Origin of the sequence: Micromonospora sp. DT231 (assembly GCF_049847025.1) — a bacterium.
In the GTDB taxonomy this organism is placed as follows: Bacteria; Actinomycetota; Actinomycetes; order Mycobacteriales; family Micromonosporaceae; genus Micromonospora.
The window spans coordinates 471184-489139 of sequence record NZ_JBNCNO010000004.1 but is presented as its reverse complement, the minus strand read 5'-3'; the positions used below and the strand labels follow the sequence as shown (position 1 = coordinate 489139).

At 71.9% G+C, this 17956-nt stretch carries 16 protein-coding genes and 1 pseudogene; 11 read left to right on the top strand and 6 right to left on the bottom strand.

Annotated features, from left to right (window positions below; all coding sequences use genetic code 11):
* The first annotated feature begins 3 nt into the window (after positions 1-3).
* The 4 genes from ACPXBU_RS13620 (at position 4) to ACPXBU_RS13605 (ending at position 4423) form a co-directional block, all read left to right on the top strand.
* Positions 4-1284: an ABC transporter permease gene (locus ACPXBU_RS13620; RefSeq protein WP_357241422.1), complete on the top strand. Its 1281-nt coding sequence runs from the start codon at positions 4-6 to the stop codon at positions 1282-1284.
* A gap of 214 nt (positions 1285-1498) precedes the next feature.
* Positions 1499-2203 carry a cytidine deaminase gene (locus tag ACPXBU_RS13615; protein ID WP_393366234.1) on the top strand — a complete coding sequence of 235 codons (705 nt, stop codon included), beginning with the start codon at positions 1499-1501 and terminating at the stop codon, positions 2201-2203.
* Positions 2204-2349: 146 nt separating this feature from the next.
* A complete protein-coding gene (locus ACPXBU_RS13610) occupies positions 2350-3630 on the top strand; it encodes a thymidine phosphorylase (protein WP_425758282.1) in 1281 nt (426 codons plus the stop codon).
* A gap of 112 nt (positions 3631-3742) precedes the next feature.
* Positions 3743-4423, top strand: a complete 681-nt coding sequence (locus ACPXBU_RS13605) for a DUF4272 domain-containing protein (protein WP_393366238.1) — start codon at positions 3743-3745, stop codon at positions 4421-4423.
* A gap of 2 nt (positions 4424-4425) precedes the next feature.
* Here ACPXBU_RS13605 and ACPXBU_RS13600 read toward each other — a convergent pair whose 3' ends face one another.
* On the bottom strand, positions 4426-5322 hold the full coding sequence (locus ACPXBU_RS13600; protein ID WP_393366240.1) for a putative RNA methyltransferase: 897 nt from the start codon (positions 5320-5322) through the stop codon (positions 4426-4428).
* Between the two features lie 132 nt (positions 5323-5454).
* Complete coding sequence (locus ACPXBU_RS13595; protein WP_425758281.1) at positions 5455-5724, bottom strand: hypothetical protein; 270 nt, start codon at positions 5722-5724, stop codon at positions 5455-5457.
* Positions 5725-5740: 16 nt separating this feature from the next.
* Between ACPXBU_RS13595 and ACPXBU_RS13590 the strand changes: the two are divergent.
* Both ACPXBU_RS13590 and ACPXBU_RS13585 read left to right on the top strand, forming a co-directional pair.
* Positions 5741-5866: pseudogene (locus ACPXBU_RS13590) on the top strand (SDR family oxidoreductase); the annotation flags it as partial.
* A 94-nt stretch (positions 5867-5960) separates the two neighbouring features.
* On the top strand, positions 5961-7034 hold the full coding sequence (locus tag ACPXBU_RS13585) for an adenosine deaminase (protein WP_393366246.1): 1074 nt from the start codon (positions 5961-5963) through the stop codon (positions 7032-7034).
* Positions 7035-7041: 7 nt separating this feature from the next.
* Here ACPXBU_RS13585 and ACPXBU_RS13580 read toward each other — a convergent pair whose 3' ends face one another.
* Positions 7042-7335, bottom strand: coding sequence for a hypothetical protein (locus ACPXBU_RS13580; RefSeq protein ID WP_393366248.1), 294 nt, complete (start codon positions 7333-7335; stop codon positions 7042-7044).
* A 504-nt stretch (positions 7336-7839) separates the two neighbouring features.
* Between ACPXBU_RS13580 and ACPXBU_RS13575 the strand changes: the two genes are divergently transcribed.
* The 4 genes from ACPXBU_RS13575 to ACPXBU_RS13560 all read left to right on the top strand — a co-directional run bounded on the left by ACPXBU_RS13575 (position 7840) and on the right by ACPXBU_RS13560 (position 12896).
* Positions 7840-11424, top strand: coding sequence for a nitrate- and nitrite sensing domain-containing protein (locus tag ACPXBU_RS13575; protein ID WP_425758280.1), 3585 nt, complete (start codon positions 7840-7842; stop codon positions 11422-11424).
* Positions 11421-11825 carry a roadblock/LC7 domain-containing protein gene (locus tag ACPXBU_RS13570; protein ID WP_030329023.1) on the top strand — a complete coding sequence of 135 codons (405 nt, stop codon included), beginning with the start codon at positions 11421-11423 and terminating at the stop codon, positions 11823-11825. The genes ACPXBU_RS13575 and ACPXBU_RS13570 overlap by 4 nt, the downstream gene beginning before the upstream one ends.
* A 98-nt stretch (positions 11826-11923) precedes the next feature.
* Entirely contained in the window at positions 11924-12301 is a 378-nt protein-coding gene (locus ACPXBU_RS13565; protein ID WP_030329021.1) for a DUF742 domain-containing protein, read from the top strand.
* A 1-nt stretch (position 12302) separates the two neighbouring features.
* A complete protein-coding gene (locus ACPXBU_RS13560; protein WP_357814297.1) occupies positions 12303-12896 on the top strand; it encodes a GTP-binding protein in 594 nt (197 codons plus the stop codon).
* Positions 12897-13155: 259 nt separating this feature from the next.
* Here ACPXBU_RS13560 and ACPXBU_RS13555 read toward each other — a convergent pair whose 3' ends face one another.
* Together ACPXBU_RS13555 and ACPXBU_RS13550 are read right to left on the bottom strand one after the other, a co-directional pair.
* Positions 13156-15654 carry a transposase gene (locus ACPXBU_RS13555; RefSeq protein WP_425758372.1) on the bottom strand — a complete coding sequence of 833 codons (2499 nt, stop codon included), beginning with the start codon at positions 15652-15654 and terminating at the stop codon, positions 13156-13158.
* 39 nt (positions 15655-15693) lie between these two features.
* Positions 15694-16653, bottom strand: coding sequence for a DNA primase (locus ACPXBU_RS13550; RefSeq protein ID WP_425758279.1), 960 nt, complete (start codon positions 16651-16653; stop codon positions 15694-15696).
* A gap of 160 nt (positions 16654-16813) precedes the next feature.
* Between ACPXBU_RS13550 and ACPXBU_RS13545 the strand changes: the two genes are divergently transcribed.
* On the top strand, positions 16814-17152 hold the full coding sequence (locus tag ACPXBU_RS13545; protein WP_393366254.1) for a PadR family transcriptional regulator: 339 nt from the start codon (positions 16814-16816) through the stop codon (positions 17150-17152).
* Between the two features lie 102 nt (positions 17153-17254).
* Here the strand turns inward: ACPXBU_RS13545 and ACPXBU_RS13540 are convergent, their stop codons facing one another.
* Positions 17255-17929: a permease prefix domain 1-containing protein gene (locus tag ACPXBU_RS13540; RefSeq protein ID WP_425758278.1), complete on the bottom strand. Its 675-nt coding sequence runs from the start codon at positions 17927-17929 to the stop codon at positions 17255-17257.
* Positions 17930-17956 lie beyond the last annotated feature (27 nt).

Genomic DNA, 17956 nt, shown 5'->3' with positions numbered 1-17956 from the left:
CTCATGTCCACCATGGCTGTCCCCGACATCGCCGTCGCCCCGGTCGACGAGGGCTTCTGGACCCGGAGCCGCAAGGTCGGCCTCACCCTGCTGGGGCTCGGCCTGCTGGCCGCGGTGCTCTTCGGCGCGCTCGCCACCGACCAGCAGGCCCGGTTCACGCTCAGCGACGACGCCGCCGGCGCCGCACTGGAGATCAACGGCACGATCGGGGCGATCCTGTTCGGGATCATCGCCATCGCCGCCGGAGCGGCCCTGCTCGCCGGGGTGCCGAAGCGGTGGTTCCTCCCCGTGCTCGGGGTGGGGCTTGTCGGCTTCGTGCTGTCGTTCCTCTGCTGGCAGGTCTCCGCCGCGCCGGCCGGGCAGAACTTCATGCCGCTTGTCAACATCATCCGGGGCACGTTCATCCTGGCCCTGCCGTTGATCTTCGGCGCGCTCGCCGGGGTGCTCTGCGAACGCTCCGGTGTGGTCAACGTGGCCATCGAGGGTCAGTTGCTGATGGGGGCCTTCAGCGGCGCGCTCTTCGGCAGCATCTCGGGCAGCGTCTGGGTGGGTCTGGTGGCCGCCGCGATCGGCGGCGCGTTCATCTCGCTGCTGCTGGCCGTGTTCGCCATCCGCTACCTGGTCGACCAGGTCGTCATGGGCATCGTGCTGAACCTGCTCGCGGTGGGCGTCACCGGCTTCCTCTACGAGCGGCTGATGCAGACCGACGCGGCGAAATACAACAGCGCGCCCCGGTTCAGCAACTGGGAGATCCCGCTGCTGAAGGACATCCCGGTGCTCGGGCCGGCGCTGTTCCGCGGCAACATCTTCCTCTACCTCGGCCTGTTGCTGGTCCTGGTGATCCACATCGGGTTGTTCCGGACCCGGTGGGGGCTGCGGACCCGTTCGGTGGGCGAACACCCGATCGCCGCCGACACGCTCGGCGTCAAGGTGCTGCGGGTGCGCTACCGCAACGTGCTGCTGGCCGGTGTGGTCGCCGGCATCGGCGGCGCGTCCTACACGCTGGCGCTCTACTCGTTCACCAAGAACATGATCGGCGGCAAGGGCTTCATCGCGCTTGCCGCACTGATCTTCGGCCGATGGAACCCGACGGGCGCGCTGCTCGCCGCGCTCTTCTTCGGGTTCGCCGACCAACTCGCCACCTACCTGGGCGCGATCAGCAGCTCGATCCCCAGCCAGTTCCTGGCCATGCTGCCCTACCTGGCGACCATCCTGGCGGTCGCCGGCCTGGTCGGTCGGGTCCGGGCACCGGCCGCCGACGGCAAGCCGTACATCAAGGGCTGACGCCTGAGCCGTGCCCGGCGGGTCTCCCCGCCGGGCACGCTCCGCGTCCATCCCATGATCGGGTGATGAAAAGTAGGTCTCAGGGGCGACTCCGACCTACTTTTCATCACCTGATCACCGGAGCGGGTGCGGTGGCGCGGCCGAGTTTCCGAAGGGTGCCCGTGCAGCCGGCCCTGCTCGCTTCTGACCTGGGCTCCTTGGGCAGAATGGTGGCATGACCGACATTGACTGGGCGCGGCTGCGCGCCGCCGCAACCGAGGCGATGCGGCACGCGTACGCGCCGTACTCGACGTTTCCGGTCGGCGCGGCCGCGCTTGTCGACGACGGACGCGTGGTGGTCGGCTGCAACGTGGAGAACGCGGCGTACGGGGTGACGCTGTGCGCCGAGTGTGGGGTCGTCTCCAGCCTGCACGCCACAGGTGGTGGTCGGCTCGTGGCGCTGTCCTGCGTCGACGCGACAGGTGAACCGCTGATGCCGTGCGGTCGCTGCCGGCAGTTGCTCTGGGAGCACGGCGGGCCGGAGTGCCTGATCGAGAGCAAGACCCGCCCGCTGCGGATGGCCGAGTTGCTGCCGCACGCCTTCGGTGTGGAGGACCTGGAAGCCGTCACCGGGGAGACTCCGGTGCCTGTGGTGCCGGAGCGGCTGGCCGCCTGGCGTGGGCGCGGCACCGTCTTCGTCCACCCGGACATGTCGGCCGGGCAGCAGGTCTGGACCGCGTACTGGGAGCGGTCGGCCGGGGACGACGTCGGCGCCGAGACCGGGGTGCTGGAGGAGGCCCCGAGCTGGGACGACCCGGCCGAGGCGATCACCTGGGGCCTGGCCCGGACACCGCGCGTGGTGGTGGTCGACGCGACCGGCACCATCTTCTGGGCCGGCGAGGGTGAGCCGCCTTTGGAGATCCCGGTTCGCTGGTCTTGATTGTGGCTGCGGTTGGGTGCGGGGGCCGACCGTGCCCGGCTCCGGGCGGTCAGGCTTGATCCCTCCGCCGGGCACGGTCGGCCCCCGCCCCGACCTGGGCACGGACCGCCGGTCGGTTCCTCCAAATGACTAGGGAAGATCTTTTGATGAGTGGTTTTGCTGCTGTTGACGTTATTCGGGTCAAGCGGGATGGCGGGGTGCTGTCGGACGCGCAGATCGACTGGGTGGTCGACGCGTACACCCGGGGCATTGTCGCCGACGAGCAGATGTCGGCGCTGGCGATGGCGATCCTGCTCAACGGCATGACCGGCCCGGAGATCGCCAGGTGGACCGCCGCGATGATCGCCAGCGGTGAGCGGCTGGACCTCTCGGCGGTACGCCGGCCGACCGTCGACAAGCACTCCACCGGCGGCGTCGGCGACAAGATCACGCTGCCGCTCACCCCGCTCGTGGCGGCGTGCGGCGCGGCCGTGCCGCAGCTGAGCGGCCGTGGCCTCGGGCACACCGGCGGCACGCTCGACAAGTTGGAGTCCATCCCGGGCTGGCGGGCCACGGTGAGCAACGACGAGTTCATCGCCCAACTGGACGAGGTCGGCGCGGTGATCTGCGCGGCCGGTGCCGGGCTCGCCCCCGCCGACCGCAAGCTGTACGCCCTGCGCGACGTCACCGGCACCGTGGAGGCGATCCCGCTGATCGCCAGCTCGATCATGAGCAAGAAGATCGCCGAGGGCACCGGCGCGTTGGTCCTCGACGTCAAGGTCGGCTCGGGCGCCTTCATGAAGTCCGTCGACCAGGCCCGCGAGCTGGCCCGCACGATGGTCGAGTTGGGCGGGGCGCACGGAGTTCGGACGGTCGCCCTGCTCACCGACATGTCCACCCCGCTCGGCCTGGCCATCGGCAACGCGGTGGAGGTGACCGAGTCGGTCGAGGTGCTGGCCGGTGGTGGCCCCGCCGACGTGGTGGAGCTGACGCTGGCCCTGGCCCGGGAGATGCTCGACGCGGCCGGCCTGCCGGACGCCGACCCGGCGGCGGCGTTGCGGGACGGCCGGGCGATGGACTCCTGGCGGGCGATGATCCGCGCGCAGGGCGGTGACCCGGACGCGCCGATGCCGACCGCCAACGAGGTCGAGGTGGTCCGCGCCGAGCGGGACGGGCACGTCGCCGCCGTCGACGCGTACGCCATGGGGGTTGCGGCGTGGCGGCTCGGCGCGGGTCGGGCCCGCAAGGAGGACCCGGTGAGCGTGCCCGCCGGTGTGGTGTTGCACAAGCGGCCGGGTGACCCGGTGCGGGCCGGTGACCCCCTCTACGAGCTGCGCGCCGAGGACCCGGCGCGGATTCCGGCGGCGCTTGCCGAGGCCGCCGACGCGGTGCGGATCGCGTCGACCGCCGGGGCGGCGACGCCGCTTGTCATCGAGCGCATCGGCTGAGGCGAACCCGGGGTCGGGGTGCCATGGTGCCGGTCCCCTGGGAGCGCTATTGTCGCAGGCCAAGGGGGGACAACCGGCCTTGAGCCGGCGCGAGCAGACAGGAAGACCCGCCGTGACAGTTGCTGCTCCCGACCCACGCGAGGTGCGCGAGGCGAGCCTGGACGAGCTGTCCCGGCTCGGCCTGCCGCTGCCGCCGGCCCAGTTTCCGCTGGTCTGGGAGCCGGGTGACGCGATCGATCTTCGTCCCACTGTGGAGATCGAGGCGCGGATCGCGGTGCTGCACCTGATCCTGGCGCGCTGCTTCGGGATGCCACCGGAGGCGGCGATGAGCTGGCTGCTCGGCTCGCACCTGGTCGAGATGGTCACGCCGCCGGAGTGGCAGTTCGTGATGGGCGGCAAGGGTGACCACCGCTCGTTCGTGCTGCACCACGACGCGCTCTTCGCGCTGGCCTGGGTGCTCGGGTTGAGCAAGCAGCTCGACCCGACGCTGGCCGTCGACGAGAGGCTGGTCGAGCAGCTGCCGCACATCGCCGAGGGCGAGACGTTCCCGCACTGGCGGACCCGGATCCTCACCGCGCCGCAGCACCCGGCCGACGCGGCCGCCCTGCTCGACCTGCACTACTGCCTGGACTGGGCGTACCTGGAGACCGAGCGCGGTGGTCGGCGGGCCCCGGGCCTGATCGACGCGAACGCGATCGGGCAGCGCCGTTGGGCGCTGGAGTGGGCGGTGATCCTGCGCGGGCCGTACCACGACGAGCCGCCGGGCTGGGAAGAGGTAGACCTCTCCACCTGAGTTCAGCGAGGTCGGTACGCGTCCACCCGGACGGCCACGGTCACCCGGACCGGCTCGGGCAGCGCGGCCAACCGGGCGGTGAGCGCTTCGGGGTCGGTGTGCCACGCGTTCGGGCCCATCCCCACCAGGGTGGCGACCTCCGGCCGGGTCAGGGTCAGCTCCGCCCGGTGCACCGCCGAGCTGACCGCGGTGAAGTGCCCGCCCAGGCTGCCGGTCACCCGGTCGGCCTTGTCCGGGTCCACCCGCAGCAGGCCCAGCGCGCCCACCAGTTCGCTGAGGTGGTCGGTGTCGGGTGTGACCACCAGCAGGGTGCCGGCCGGGTCGAGCACCCGGTGGAACTCCGGGCCGTTACGCGGGGCGAAGACGTTCAGCAGCACGGCGGTCGAGGCGTCCGCGAGCGGCAGCCGCTGCCAGGTGTCGGCGAGCGCCGCGGCGGCCCGGGGGTGCGCGCGGGCCGCGCGGCGCAGCGCCGGCTTGGACACGTCCAGGGCCAGACCCACGGCGTCCGGCAGCGCCGCCAGCACCGCGCCGAGGTAGCGGCCCGTGCCGGCGCCGGCATCCACCACCAGGGGGTACGCCCCGACGCCGGGTTCCGGAGTTGGGACCGTGGACGTCGCGGCCGAGGCGCGGAGCCGTGCGACGGCCTCCGTTGCGGCGGCGGCGAGGGCGGCCGAGATGACGTCGTAGTGCCCGGCGGCCTGGAAATCCGCACGGGCCGCGACCATCTCGGCGGTGTCACCGACGTGCGGGGCCCGACCGGTGAGCAGGTTGACGTAGCCCTGGCGGGCGATGTCGAAGCTGTGCCGCCGCGGGCAGCGCAGCGCCCCCGTGTCGGTGGCCTGCCCCAGTGGGTCGCCGCAGACCGGGCAGCGCAGCCGGTCGAGGATGCGGGGGTCCACGTCAGGCCGTCGGGCCGCGTCGCGCGCGGACCCTCACCGTGGTGCTCCCATGCCGCCCAGCTTAGTTCGGGCCGGGTCCGGGCAGGCCTTGCGGACCTGTGCCCGGGGCGGCCGATCGGGGACGACGCGGTTCTACCGCACGTAGCTGCTGGCCTGCGATCCCAGGACGTCCAGGAGGGCCAGCCCCTCGGCGCCGGGCGAACCCGGTGGTGCGGTGAAGAGCACAAGGAACTGGTCGCGGTCGGTGAGGGTGAGTGTGTCGCAGTCGACGGTGATCTCGCCGACGGCCGGGTGGCGGAAGGTCTTGGTGAGCATCGGCGCGGCCTGTACGTCGCGCCGTTCCCAGAGCCGGGCGAAGTCGGGGTTCGTGGCGCGGAGGTCGTCGATCAGCCCCGGCATCATCGAGGCCAGCAGCGCGGCGACCCCGCTCGGCCGGATGGCCGAGCCCCGCGAGGTCGCCGAGGCGGCCGCGTGGCTGCTCAGCGACCGCGCCTCGATGGTGACCGGCGCGATCCTGCCGGTCGACGGCGGCGCCGGCGCCTGAGCGGAGCGGCCAGGACGCAGGTCGACAGCGGCGGCGCACCGAGGTGAGCGACCTCCTACACCCGGTCACACCCGTCGCTGACTAGGGTCTGAGCATGGTCGCAACTATCCGGTACGAGGACATTGTCAAGGTTCCGAAGGCGCTGCTGCACGACCACCTGGACGGCGGGCTGCGGCCGGCGACGATCGTCGACCTGGCCGCGGAGGTGAGCCACGAGCTGCCCACCACCGATCCCGAGGCGCTCGGACGCTGGTTCGTGGACGCCGCCAACTCCGGCTCCCTGGAGCGCTACCTCGAGACGTTCGCGCACACCGTGGCGGTCATGCAGACCCCGTCCGCGCTGCGTCGGGTGGCCCGCGAGTGCGCACTGGACCTGGCCGCCGACGGGGTGGTCTACGCCGAGGTGCGCTTCGCCCCGGAGCAGCACCTGGAGCAGGACCTGACCCTGGACGAGGTCGTCGAGGCGGTGCTGGCCGGGTTCGCCGAGGGCACCGCCCAGGCCGTCGAGGCGGGCCTGACCATCCGGGTGGGCACACTGCTCACCGCGATGCGCCACGCCGCCCGTTCGCAGGAGATCGCGGAGCTGGCCGTGCGGCACCGCGACGCCGGGGTGGTCGGCTTCGACATCGCCGGCGCCGAGGCGGGCTTCCCGCCCACCCGGCACCTGGACGCCTTCGAATACCTGCAACGGGAGAACTTCCACTTCACCATCCACGCCGGCGAGGCCTTCGGTCTGCCGTCGATCTGGCAGGCGATCCAGTGGTGCGGGGCGGACCGGCTCGGCCACGGGGTACGGATCGTCGACGACATCGCCTCCGACGGATCGCTCGGTCGGCTGGCCGCGTACGTGCGGGACAAGCGGATCCCGCTGGAGCTGTGCCCCTCGTCGAACGTGCAGACCGGCGCGGTGGCCTCGATCGCCGACCACCCGATCGGCCTGCTGCGGGACCTGCGGTTCCGGGCCACCGTCAACACCGACAACCGGCTGATGAGCGGCACCTCGATGTCGCGGGAGATGTCGCTGCTGGTGGAGACGTTCGGCTACGGCTGGAAGGAGTTGCAGTGGTTCACCATCAACGCGATGAAGAGCGCCTTCATCCCGTTCGACGAGCGGCTGCGGATCATCGATGAGGTGATCAAGCCGGCGTACGCCGAACTGCTGGCCTGACTCCCGCTCAGCCGTGCGGGTGGCCAGCGAGCAGGCCGGCCACCCGACGCAGCACCTCCCGGGCACGGGCCGACTCCGCGCCCAACCCGGTCTGCCGGCGCAGCACCGCGGGCTCGGCCCGCAGCAGCGCCACGCCGCGCCGGACCAGCACCCGGGGTGCCTTGCGCTGCTCGGACAGGTCGCGGACCAGCCGGCGCAGGAAGGTCGCACCGCGCGGCCGGCGCAGCGCGTACGCTCCGGCGAGCAGCCCGAGGCGACGACACTCCTCCACGATCTCGGCGGCGAAAATCCCTTCGGCCACGAAAAGTGGCGATCCGGCGAGATCAAATGACCGGGTGGCCACCCGTCGATCTGCGCCGATCGCATAAACCGGCACATCGGCTCGACCCTCGCGAGCTAGTCGGGCAATGATTTCCACCGCACTCGGGGCGTCCCAGGACTGCGGTGATTCCCAATCCACCTGGTCGTTTCGTCGCGGCAACGTAGGGTCATCGCCGTCTTTGTAGAAGTCGTCCAAGCAGAGCACCGGCAGGCCGGTTTGCTGCGCTATGTACGACTTTCCGGACCCTGATGGACCGGCGAGCAGGACAACGCGGTGCGGATGTTCCATTACCTTCAGTTACTCCGGCCAGACGGACTGCTATCAAATCGCATCAACATCTCATCACACCTTCGGTAGGTGACAACCTGGGCTTTCTTCTTGTCGACGGGCGTGATGGAATCTCGGGGGTCCGACCCGCCGGGTCGGTCGCTGGGCGTTGCCCGGAGGCAACGCGTTCAAGCTGTAAATCGCGAGGGCGGTGACGTGAGCAAACGGCCAAAGACGGCGGGCTCCTTCCTGTCGCGGCTGCGCCGGCCGGCCAGCCGGCTCCGGGACATGCCGATCTGGTCCAAGCTCGGTCTCATCATGATCGTGCCGACCATCGCCACGGTCGTAGTGGGCACCAGTGGTCTTGTCGACCACGTGGAGACGCTCAACAATGCCAATCGAGCCGGCGACCTGGCCAACCTGTCGAGCTATTCGGGTGACCTGGTCGACGCTTTGCAGGACGAGCGGACCGCCGCCGTGCTGCTGCTCGGCGCGGACGGCACGCAGCCGACAGCGCAGTACCAGGAGGCCTACAACCGGGTGAACTCCCGGGTGGATCAAGAGGCGGGTCCCTACCGGCAGCAGCGCACCGAGGTCGAGGACCTGCCGAGCAGCCTCGAGACACTGCTCGACGGCATCGACCAGAACCTGCAGGACCTGTCCGGCATCCGCAGCCAGGTGTTCAACGGCAAGCTCGCGCTCACCGAGACCGTCCAGGCGTACGAGGGTCTGATCAGCGACCTGCTCGCCATCCGCGACTCGGCCACGCAGCTCGCCGGCGACAACGACCTGAGCGACCGGATGCGCGCCGCCGCGGCGGTCGCCCGGGAGAAGGAGTTCCTCGCCGCACGCCGGGTCGTGGTCCACCGCGCGCTGGGCGTGAAGGGCGGTCAGCGCCTGACCCCCGCGCTGCGCACCGACTACATCGCCAGCGGCACCGGCCAGCAGCAGGCGCTGCAGAGCTTCAAGGCCGTCGCCACCCCGGACGACGCGAAGTTCCACGACCAGACGGTCGCGGGCGGCGACCGTCGGGAGGCGCAGAACTACACCGGCTGGATCGACGGCAACACCACTGGCGACATGCGCGGCGCGCCGTTCAAGCCGGACCAGTGGGAGGCCGCCATGACGGCCAACGCCCGGCTGATCCGCACCGTCGAGCGGAAGCTCGACGGTGAGGTGGTCACCGGGGCCGACACCCTCCGCGCGGACGTCCAGCGCCAGGTCTTCCTGGAAACCGGCCTGCTGCTCAGCATGCTGCTCCTGGCCATCCTCTTCGCGTACCTGGTCGCCCGCTCGATGGCCCGCTCGCTGCGTGAGCTGCGCCAGGGCGCGCTGTCCGTCGCCCAGTACGGCCTGCCGCAGGCGGTGGCCCGACTGCGCGACCCGCAGGTCGTCGGGCAACTCTCCCCGGTGCAGCTGGCCAACCAGATCGCCGAGCCGCTACCGGTGCGCAGCAGGGACGAATTCGGTCAGGTGACCGAGGCGTTCAACGCCGTCCACCTGGAAGCCGTCCGGACGGCCGCCGAGCAGGCCGCACTGCGTGCCTCCGTCGCGACCATGTTCGTCAACCTGGCCCGCCGTTCACAGATCCTGGTCGACCGCCTCATCGGGCACCTCGACCGGCTGGAGCGCGGCGAGGAGGACCCGGACCGGCTGGCCGAGCTGTTCCAGCTCGACCACCTGGCCACCCGGATGCGCCGCAACGACGAGAACCTGCTGGTGCTCGCCGGTGCCGACTCCACTCGCGTCCAGCGGGAGCCGGCCGCGCTCATCGACGTGCTGCGCGCCGCGCAGTCCGAGGTCGAGCACTACACCCGCATCGAGTTCGGTGTCATCGACCGCGACATCGAGGTCGCCGCTCACGCGGTAAACGACCTGGTGCACCTCGTGGCGGAGCTGTTCGACAACGCCACCGCGTTCTCGCCGCCCGACTCGCAGGTGATGGTCGAGGCCCGCCGGGTCGGTGACCGCTCCTCGCTCTACGTCGAGGACCGCGGCATCGGCATCAGCGCCGAGCAGTTGCAGGACCTCAACGAGCGGCTCGCGACGCCGCCGCAGGTGGACGTGGCGGTGTCCCGGATGATGGGCCTCGTCGTGGTCGCCCGGCTGGCGTCCCGGCACGGTGTCCGGGTCGAACTGCGCCCCGGATCCGACCGCGGCACGGTCGCCGACGTGACCCTGCCCACCTCGGTGCTGGTGCCCCGTGCGCTCTCCGGCCGGGTGCAGCAGCCGCCGGCACTTCCCGCGGCCGGCGGTCCTCAGCACGGTGCGCCCGCGCCGGTCTTCGGCGCGCTGCCCGCGCTGGGCAACCACCCGCGCTCCAGCGAATCCGGCAACCAGGTCACCCTCGGCGGTCGTCCGTTCGAGCCCGCGACGCGCAACGGTGCCGGCACCCCCGCCAACACCGGTGCGTACGGTTCGATGCCGGCCTGGTCGGATCTGACCGGTGCGGCCGGAACGAACGGCGTCAACGGCGGCGACGGGTTCACCCCGAGGCCGGCCAACGGCCAGCCGATCGATCCGTTGCCGCAGCGCCGCTCCGGGGACGACACCCCGACCACCGGTCAGCAGCCGTCCATTCCCCGGCAGTTGCCGAGCAGCCCCGAGACGTACCCGTACTCGACGCCGCCGGTCTCCGCGCAGCCCTACTCCGGCGCGCCGGTCTCCGCCTCGCCGGCCTCGGGTCAGCCGTACTCCGGGCAGCCCTACTCGGGTGCGCCGTACGGCGGTCCGCCGGTGTCCGCGGCCCCGGCCTCCGGTCAGCCGTACACCGGTCCGCCGGTGTCCGCGTCGCCGGCCTCCGGTCAGCCGTACTCGGGTCAGCCGTACTCGGTGCCACCCGCCTCCAGCCAGTCGTTCAGCGGGTTCGCGCCCCGATCCGCGCCACCCGCGCAGGCGCCGAGCGTCCCCGCGCCGCCGGCCTGGCCGCCGGTGCCGGGCGGCGACCGGGACGCGGTGACCCCGCCGGTGCCGGAGCGGCTCGCCGCCGCCCTGGACATGACGACGGAGCTGCCGCGGGTGCCGCGACCCGGCGAGCAGCCGGCCGCGGCCCAGCCTCCGGTTCCCGCGCCAGCTCCGACGCCGGCGCCAGCACCGCAGACCCGGCCGACGCCGCAGCAATCCCAGGCGCAGAACCGGCAGCGGTACGCGGACGAGACGATGGAGCTGCCGATCTTCCGGGAGCTGGAGTCGGCCTGGTTCCGCACCCGCCGTCCGGGCTCCGAGGAGTCCGCGGCTGATGCCCAGCCGAGCACGAACGGCGACACCGCGACCCAGCAGTTCGCCACGGTCGAGGCTACCGGTCGGACAGTCCACAAGACACCACCCGGGACGACAGGTAACACGCCGATGGCAGACACTCCGATGTCCGGAGGAGCGCCGCGGGACAACGGCTCCACAGCGAGCGAGGGCACCCGCCCCGGCCTCGCCGAGAGCCTGCCGAACCGCCGGCCCCAGCCGCAGCAGAGCAACGGCTGGCAGACCGCAGCCGACGATGGTTGGCGTGCCGCCTCGGCCGCGGCCGGCGCGGTGCCGGTGAGCGAGACCACCACTACCGGCCTGCCGAAGCGCAAGCCGATGGCGCAGCTCGTGCCGGGTGCGGTGGAAAAGCCCACCACCTCGGTCCAGCGCCGTTCTCCGGAGGCGGTCCGTGGACTGCTCTCCGCCTACCACCGGGGCGTGCAGCGAGGGCGTAGCACCTCGGACAACCCGACCAACCCGGAGGCGACTCCGGGAGGGCAATCCTCGCAGTCTGGCTCAGGCCCGGTGGCCGGGAGCGGGCAGAAGGAGCAAGAAGGATGACAACTACGCAGGATCTTGGTTGGCTGCTGGCCAACTTCGCCGACCGGGTGCCCGGCGTCGCGCATGCGGTCGCCGTCTCGGCGGACGGCCTACTCCTCGCGTCGTCACGGGATCTGCCGCGCGACCGGGCGGATCAGCTTGCCGCGATCTCATCGGGTCTGGTCAGCCTGACCCAGGGTGCAGCCCGCTGCTTCGAGGGAGGGGCGGTGTTGCAGACCGTGGTGGAGATGGACAATGGCTTCCTGTTCCTGATGTCCATCTCCGACGGTTCGTCCTTCGCCGTGCTGGCCGCCCGCAGCTCCGACGTGGGCCAGGTTGGCTACGAGATGGCGCTGCTTGTCGACCGGGTGGGCGACGCCCTGACCCCGCAGCCGCGTGCGGCCGCGGGCATGCTTGGCTGACGCCTCGCCGATCGTGAGGTCGGCACGACTGCAACGACGACAACGACGGGTTTCACCGGTGGGAGCCGGTAGCGGGTACGAAGGAGGTGAGCGGCGAGATGGCCGATCGTGACGAACCAACCGGAGCGCTGGTCCGTCCATACGCCGTGACCCGTGGTCGTACCCGTCCTCGGCTCGACATCGCGCTGGAGGCGCTCGTCGAGACGACGGTGCGCGGCCGGGCCGCTGCCAATGGCAACGGCGGCCAGGGCCGCGAACACCAGTACATCGCCGCGCTGTGTGACGGACGCGTGCAATCGCTCGCAGAGATCGCGGCGCGGATGCAGCTCCCGCTCGGTGTGGCCCGGGTGCTCATCGCCGACATGGCGACGGACGGCCTGGTCGCGGTCCACGAGCCGACCATTTTGGACGACTCCGACGACGCGGTGGGCACTGAACTGCTGGAGAGGGTGCTGAGTGGACTTCGCAGGCTCTGACATGTCGCACCGCCCACCGAACCCGAGTGGGCGCGTGACGTCGGCGAAGATCGTTATCGCCGGTGGATTCGGCGTCGGCAAGACGACGCTGGTCGGCTCGGTCTCGGAGATCACGCCGCTGACCACCGAGGCCATCATGACCTCCGCCGGCGTGGGCGTCGACGACAACCGGCAGGTGCCGGGGAAGACGACGACCACGGTGGCTATGGACTTCGGCCGGATCTCGATCGACCGTGACCTGATTCTGTACCTGTTCGGTACGCCGGGTCAGACCCGGTTCTGGTTCATGTGGGACGAACTGGTCCGGGGCGCCATCGGTGCGGTCGTGCTGGTGGACACCCGCCGGCTGGCCGACTGCTTCGCGGCGATCGACTTCTTCGAGCACCGACGCCTCCCGTACCTGGTGGCGATCAACTGCTTCGACGGGATGCAGTACCACGACCCGCAGGACGTTCGGGACGCCTTGGCGATCTCGAGCGACGTGCCGGTGGTGGCGTGCGACGCCCGTAACCGGGAGTCGACGAAGCACGTGCTGATCTCGCTTGTCGAGTACGTGCTCACCATGCGCCGTACGCGCGCGGTGGCCCCGGCCTGATCGGGCACCGCAGGCCCGGTGGTGGCTCCGGCCGCCACCGGGCGTTTCGCCTTGCCCGTCGTGCTGCTGGTGCCGGCGGGCACCCCACGCCGCCTTCTTGAGCTCTGGCGGATGTCTGCCCCGCTCGGGGAACTGACGTCCGGCCTGGGTCTTCGAGGGGCGGCGTTTTCGCGTCGACGTTCCGTCCCGCCGACACGATCGCGCCCCCAGTCGGCTGACTGGGGGCGCGATTCGCGTGTGGTGGGGGAGCTGCTGACGGTCAGGACTGGTAGCCGGCGGAGCGGTACTCGTACTCCCGGTCGTCGTCCCGGTCGCCGTGGTCGCGGCTGAAGTCCCAGCCACCGGCCGCCTCGCGGCCTGGTCGTCCGCCTACCGCGAAACCGCCGATCTCCTGCCCGCGACGCCAACCGCGGAAGTAACCCGTGGTGTTCTCCGCGAGGCTCGCCGCATCACGCACTATGCGCAATGGGCGCTCCTCGCGTATCGGGGAACCGGGGACCAGATTGGCCTGTGGCACACGCTTGGGCAGCCCGGCGTTTGTCGCGGCTCCCACCGCGGGGCGGGCTGCCTGCTCGGCGGCCTGCCAGCCGGTGTCGGCGGTGGTCGACCAGTCCAGGTCGGTCTCCTCGGCCTGCCCCACGAACCAGGCCGACTTGGCCTGCGCGAAGATCAGCAGGTCGCCGTCGCCCTCGTCGGCGACAGGTGGTGGCCGGTGCTCGACCGGAGGCGTTCGGCGCTCCAGCGGAGGCGGCCGGTGCTCCAGCGGAGGCGGCCGGTGCTCCACCGGGGGTGGCGGCCGGTGCTCGGCGGCGCGTGCGGCCGCTCGGCCGTTCCGCGCGGCCTGCTCCCGGTCGACCAACCGCAGCGGCGGCGTCTCCAGGTGCGGGTCCGCCTGTGGGCTGAGCCCCTCACGCAGCGCCCGATCAGCGAGTGGCGGTGGCTCCACCAGGCGCAGCATCGGGGGCTCCTGCGGCAGGTCGTCCGCCAACCAGGGCGGGGTGACCCGACCGTCGGCGCGACCCGGGTCGGTCGGAGGGTCGATGCCGCGGCTGCCGCCGTAGGGATAGGCCGCCGGGTTGTTCGGTGGGCTGTCGGCCGGGTCCTCCGGGTTGTTGACAAGCGGCCAGTTGGCGCGGGAGCCGGGCGGTGCCGACTCCTGACCAGGCCGGGGAGTCGGCACCGGAATGCTCAGATCGGTGGCGCTGAACCCGCCCGTCGGCGGCTCGTCGACCGGGCGTTGCAGGTGACTCGGCCGGGGTTCGCCGTTGGTCTTCGGGCGGGGCGGGATGACCGTACGCTGCCGTTCGGCGCGCGCATTGTTGATCGCGGCGGTGGTCAGCGTCGGCCGGAACGGCTCACCGGCCTCGGCCGGAGGCACCATGCCGCGCTGCGCCGGCGCGATCGGGGTGATCCCGGGCGGCGGAGGCGGCGGCGAGGAGACCGGCCGGTTGGTCGGGCCGTCGATCCGGCTGGGGAGCGGCTCGCTGCGACTGGGCAGCGTGGACGCCGGAGGCCCAGCCATCGCCGCCGGAGTCATCGGCGCGGGTGCGACAGGCGGCGGCGTGACCGGGGCGGGTGCGACAGGCGGCGGCCCGAGTGGACGGGGTGACGCCAACGGCGCGTTACCGGGGACCGGCTCGGGACGGCTGCGCCGACCGACGGCGGGTGCCGGGTCGGCGGCTGGCGTGGGGGGTCGGACCGACCGCAACCCGGCGTTGGTGCCGGCGAGACCGGTCAACCCGGCGTTGGCGCCGGTCAACCCGGCGTTGGCACCGGCCAGGCCGGTCAGCTCACCGACCGACTCACCACGGCGGGCAGCGGCCCGGCGCCCAGGCGCCTGGGCGGGCGTGCTGACCCGAGAGCTGAGGGCGCTGACCAGCGCCTCACAGCCCGCGTCGCAGGCTCGTACGGAGGCGACGGCCTGGCGGACCGTCTCGGCCACCGCGGACGTGAGAGCCCGGTTGACCGCCGCGCGGCGCGGCGTCTCGGAGATGGCGACCCGCAGTGCGGTGACCGCCTCGTTGATTTCCTCGGCGTCGGCGACCCCGTCGGCGGCGAGGTGCGCGGCGATCGCATCCGCCGCGACCGACACCTCGCGGCCCCGGGCGACGGTGCCGCCGAGCATGCCCGGCTCGGGCAGCGCGTCCAGCACCGCGAGCGAGACCGGCTCGGCCGGGTCCGGGTACGCCCGCAGGGCCGCCGGGTAGAGCTCACGCAACACCTCACGCAGCGCCACGGCGGCGGAGTGTCGACCGCTGGCCAGGGCGGCGTGCGCGGCGAGCACCTGCTTGTAGCCGGCGAGGTCCCGGGGCGCCGGCAGGGTGACCGCGGAGAGCGCGCCCGCCTGCAACGCGCGGGCCAGGCCGACGGCCCGTCGTTCGGCCGGAGGCGACTGCATCTCCTCCAGCGAGTCGTCGTCGGCGAACCGCTCGGCGAAGTCGTCCACCGAGTCGTCGTCGGCAATGGCCAAGGGTCGCCCCGCCGCGCTCAGCAGCGAGGTGACCGTGTGGTCGTCACTGTCGGCGGCGATGGCCGCTCCGCTCGGCCCGCCCGACCGCTCCACGAGCAGCGCGACGAGCTGGGCGTAGCCAGCGGCGTCGTCGCTGATCTCGCAGACATGCAGCAGACGGCCTGCGTCGTCGACCACAGCGGACGTCAGCGTCGAACCGGCGGAGGCCGGTCGGTCAGCCGGATCCGCCGAGGCCAGACCGCAGTAAACGCGCACGAGCGCCACGGCGTCGTCCTCCTCCCGGGACAGGTCTTTCCTCTGCCAGCAACTGATGCTCCCCGGTACGGGTCAGTCGCGCCAGTCCACCACCGCAGAGATCTTGCCGACAATGGTGCGCCAACCCAAACTCGCGGTCTGTGCTCCGATCTTCTTCAGCCGCCGTCGACCCAGGAAAGCACCGATTCCGCCGTTGGCGGTGGCCCGCAGCGCCTCGTCCAGGTCGTCGAGGCTGGAGCCGGCGGAGAGCATGTCCAGGACCGCAGGCAGCCGCAATGCGTACGAGATGTCGCGGGCGATCTCGCCGGCCTCGATCAGCAGGGTCGAATCCCAGGTGTCGTGGCCACCGCGCAGGTTCTCCACGACCAGGTCGAGTTCGTAGTTGTCCTCGTCCAGTGGAACGATATCGGCCGGCTCCACCCGTTCGGCCAATTCATTCCAGCTGTCCAGTTGGGACAGATCGTTTGGCGCGCCGGACCGGATGAAACTGACCAACGACTCGGGGGTCTTGAACAGCAGCAGCTTGCCCCGGTGGCTGAGGAAGACCGGCACCTCCTCGTCGTCCGCCTCGTCCGGGACGTCCTCGTCCGCCTCGTCGCCCTCGGCCTCGTCCTCGGCCTTGCTGTCGGCGCGGCGGCGCGTCGACTCGTCCTCGTCGCTCTCGGCGAACTCCTCGGCCAGGTCCTCGTCGAGGATGACGACCGTCTCGTCGTCCTCCTCCTCGACGACCTGGCGGCGGGCGAGGAACGGGTCGTCCTGGTCGCGTTCGGTCACATCGGTCGGGGTCAGCGCGCTGGCCGGCCGGTACGCCCGCAGCGTGAAACCGGTGCCGGCGGGCAGGGAGATCTCCACCGGATCGATGCGCAGCTCGTCCCAGAGCGACCTGTCGATCGAAGCCGACGGGCCGTCGGTCTCCGCGGCCTCCTCTGGCTCGGCCGCGTTCGTGGTGTCGTCGAGCTCGGGCTCGTCGGCGTCGGGCCGTTGGGGCGACTGGCGGGCCACGCTGACCTCCGTGTGCTTCGGGTTGCCCACCCGTCGGGGTCTCTGTCCGACGAGTGACTCTGGGCACATACCCTAGTCGGCGGCGCTGGGTGACCGATGCCCGCACCCCGGTGGCCGGTTGGCGCACGGGTTCGACCTGCTGGTGGCCGACGCTGGCGAACGGGCCGCTCGACAAGTAGCGTAGCTACGTATGAAGGCCCAGTCGTTGCACGGCCATCTCGACGCTCTGCTGCTCGCCGTGCTGGAGCAGGGCGAGCAGCACGGCTACGCCATCATCGAGGCGCTGCGGGAGCGCAGTGATGGCAGCCTGGATCTGCCCACCGGCACCATCTATCCCGCGCTACGTCGCCTGGAACGCGCGGGGCACGTGGCGAGCACCTGGAGCACTGTCAACGGTCGGGAGCGGCGGACGTACCAGCTCACCGACTCCGGCCGCCGCGCGCTGGCCGGAGAGCGCGCCGGTTGGCACGAGTTCCAACTGACGGTCGGCCGGTTCCTCGACCCCGGCAGCCCGCCCACCCCGGCCTGACCCGGCCGGACCGTGCCCGCCCGCGCCCGACCGCGAGCGGGCGTGCACGACGCGGGGTCAGCGCCGACACGGCTGGCGCGGGGCAGAGCAGGGCGGCGTGGGTCAGCGGGCGATGGCCAGCAGCCAGCCGCGCGTCGCGCGGGTCAGCGAGAAGTACGCGCCGCTCACCAACACCCCGCCGATGATCATCGGTGGCCAGCTCAGCGCCGCGTCCCAGAGGTTGAGGGACCAGGTGAAGAGGGCGCATCCGGTCACCATGGCGAGGGCCAGCAGGCCGGTCAGGCCGGCGCCCACCGCGCGTTGCGCCATGACCAGCCCCGGTCGTGCCGAACGGGCGCTCGCCGCCACCACGAGCAGACCGACCACCGCGAGCAGCAGCGTGCTCATCCAGATCAGGTCGACCGAGTCGGAGAGCAGCAGGTAGCCGGCCGGCGGGCGAGGGCCGTCACTCCAGCTCGCCCCACGCCAGGTCAGGTCGCCAGCGGCCATCCCCACCCCGGCGACGGCCAGCATCCGCAGGGACAGGCCCCGCAGCGCGCCCACCGCCAGCTCGGCCTGCCAGGAGGGGAGCAACTGCGCCGGTGAGCCGAACTCGACCACCGCGCGGCGCTGCGCCTCCGTGGGCGGCACGCCGCTCTCCTGGTACGCCTCGACGGCGTCCAGCAGCCCGTGCCGGGCCTCGATCAGCAGGTCGGACTTGAGTCGCGCCGGCCCCTGCAACCGGGCGGCCAGGTCCCGCAGGTGCTCGTCGACCAACACATCCTCACAGCGCGGCATGCCACCACCCTGCCACGGACTCCGGAG

Bases quoted from the DNA above. Each gene is read 5' to 3' on its own strand.
- ACPXBU_RS13595 (WP_425758281.1), bottom strand. From the start codon at position 5,724: ATGATGCCGGGGCTGATCGACGACCTCCGCGCCACGAACCCCGACTTC.
- ACPXBU_RS13610 (WP_425758282.1), top strand. From the start codon at position 2,350: ATGAGTGGTTTTGCTGCTGTTGACGTTATTCGGGTCAAGCGGGATGGC.
- ACPXBU_RS13565 (WP_030329021.1), top strand. From the start codon at position 11,924: ATGGCCGATCGTGACGAACCAACCGGAGCGCTGGTCCGTCCATACGCC.
- ACPXBU_RS13570 (WP_030329023.1), top strand. From the start codon at position 11,421: ATGACAACTACGCAGGATCTTGGTTGGCTGCTGGCCAACTTCGCCGAC.
- ACPXBU_RS13540 (WP_425758278.1), bottom strand. From the start codon at position 17,929: ATGCCGCGCTGTGAGGATGTGTTGGTCGACGAGCACCTGCGGGACCTG.
- ACPXBU_RS13560 (WP_357814297.1), top strand. From the start codon at position 12,303: ATGTCGCACCGCCCACCGAACCCGAGTGGGCGCGTGACGTCGGCGAAG.
- ACPXBU_RS13615 (WP_393366234.1), top strand. From the start codon at position 1,499: ATGACCGACATTGACTGGGCGCGGCTGCGCGCCGCCGCAACCGAGGCG.
- ACPXBU_RS13620 (WP_357241422.1), top strand. From the start codon at position 4: ATGTCCACCATGGCTGTCCCCGACATCGCCGTCGCCCCGGTCGACGAG.
- ACPXBU_RS13585 (WP_393366246.1), top strand. From the start codon at position 5,961: ATGGTCGCAACTATCCGGTACGAGGACATTGTCAAGGTTCCGAAGGCG.
- ACPXBU_RS13545 (WP_393366254.1), top strand. From the start codon at position 16,814: ATGAAGGCCCAGTCGTTGCACGGCCATCTCGACGCTCTGCTGCTCGCC.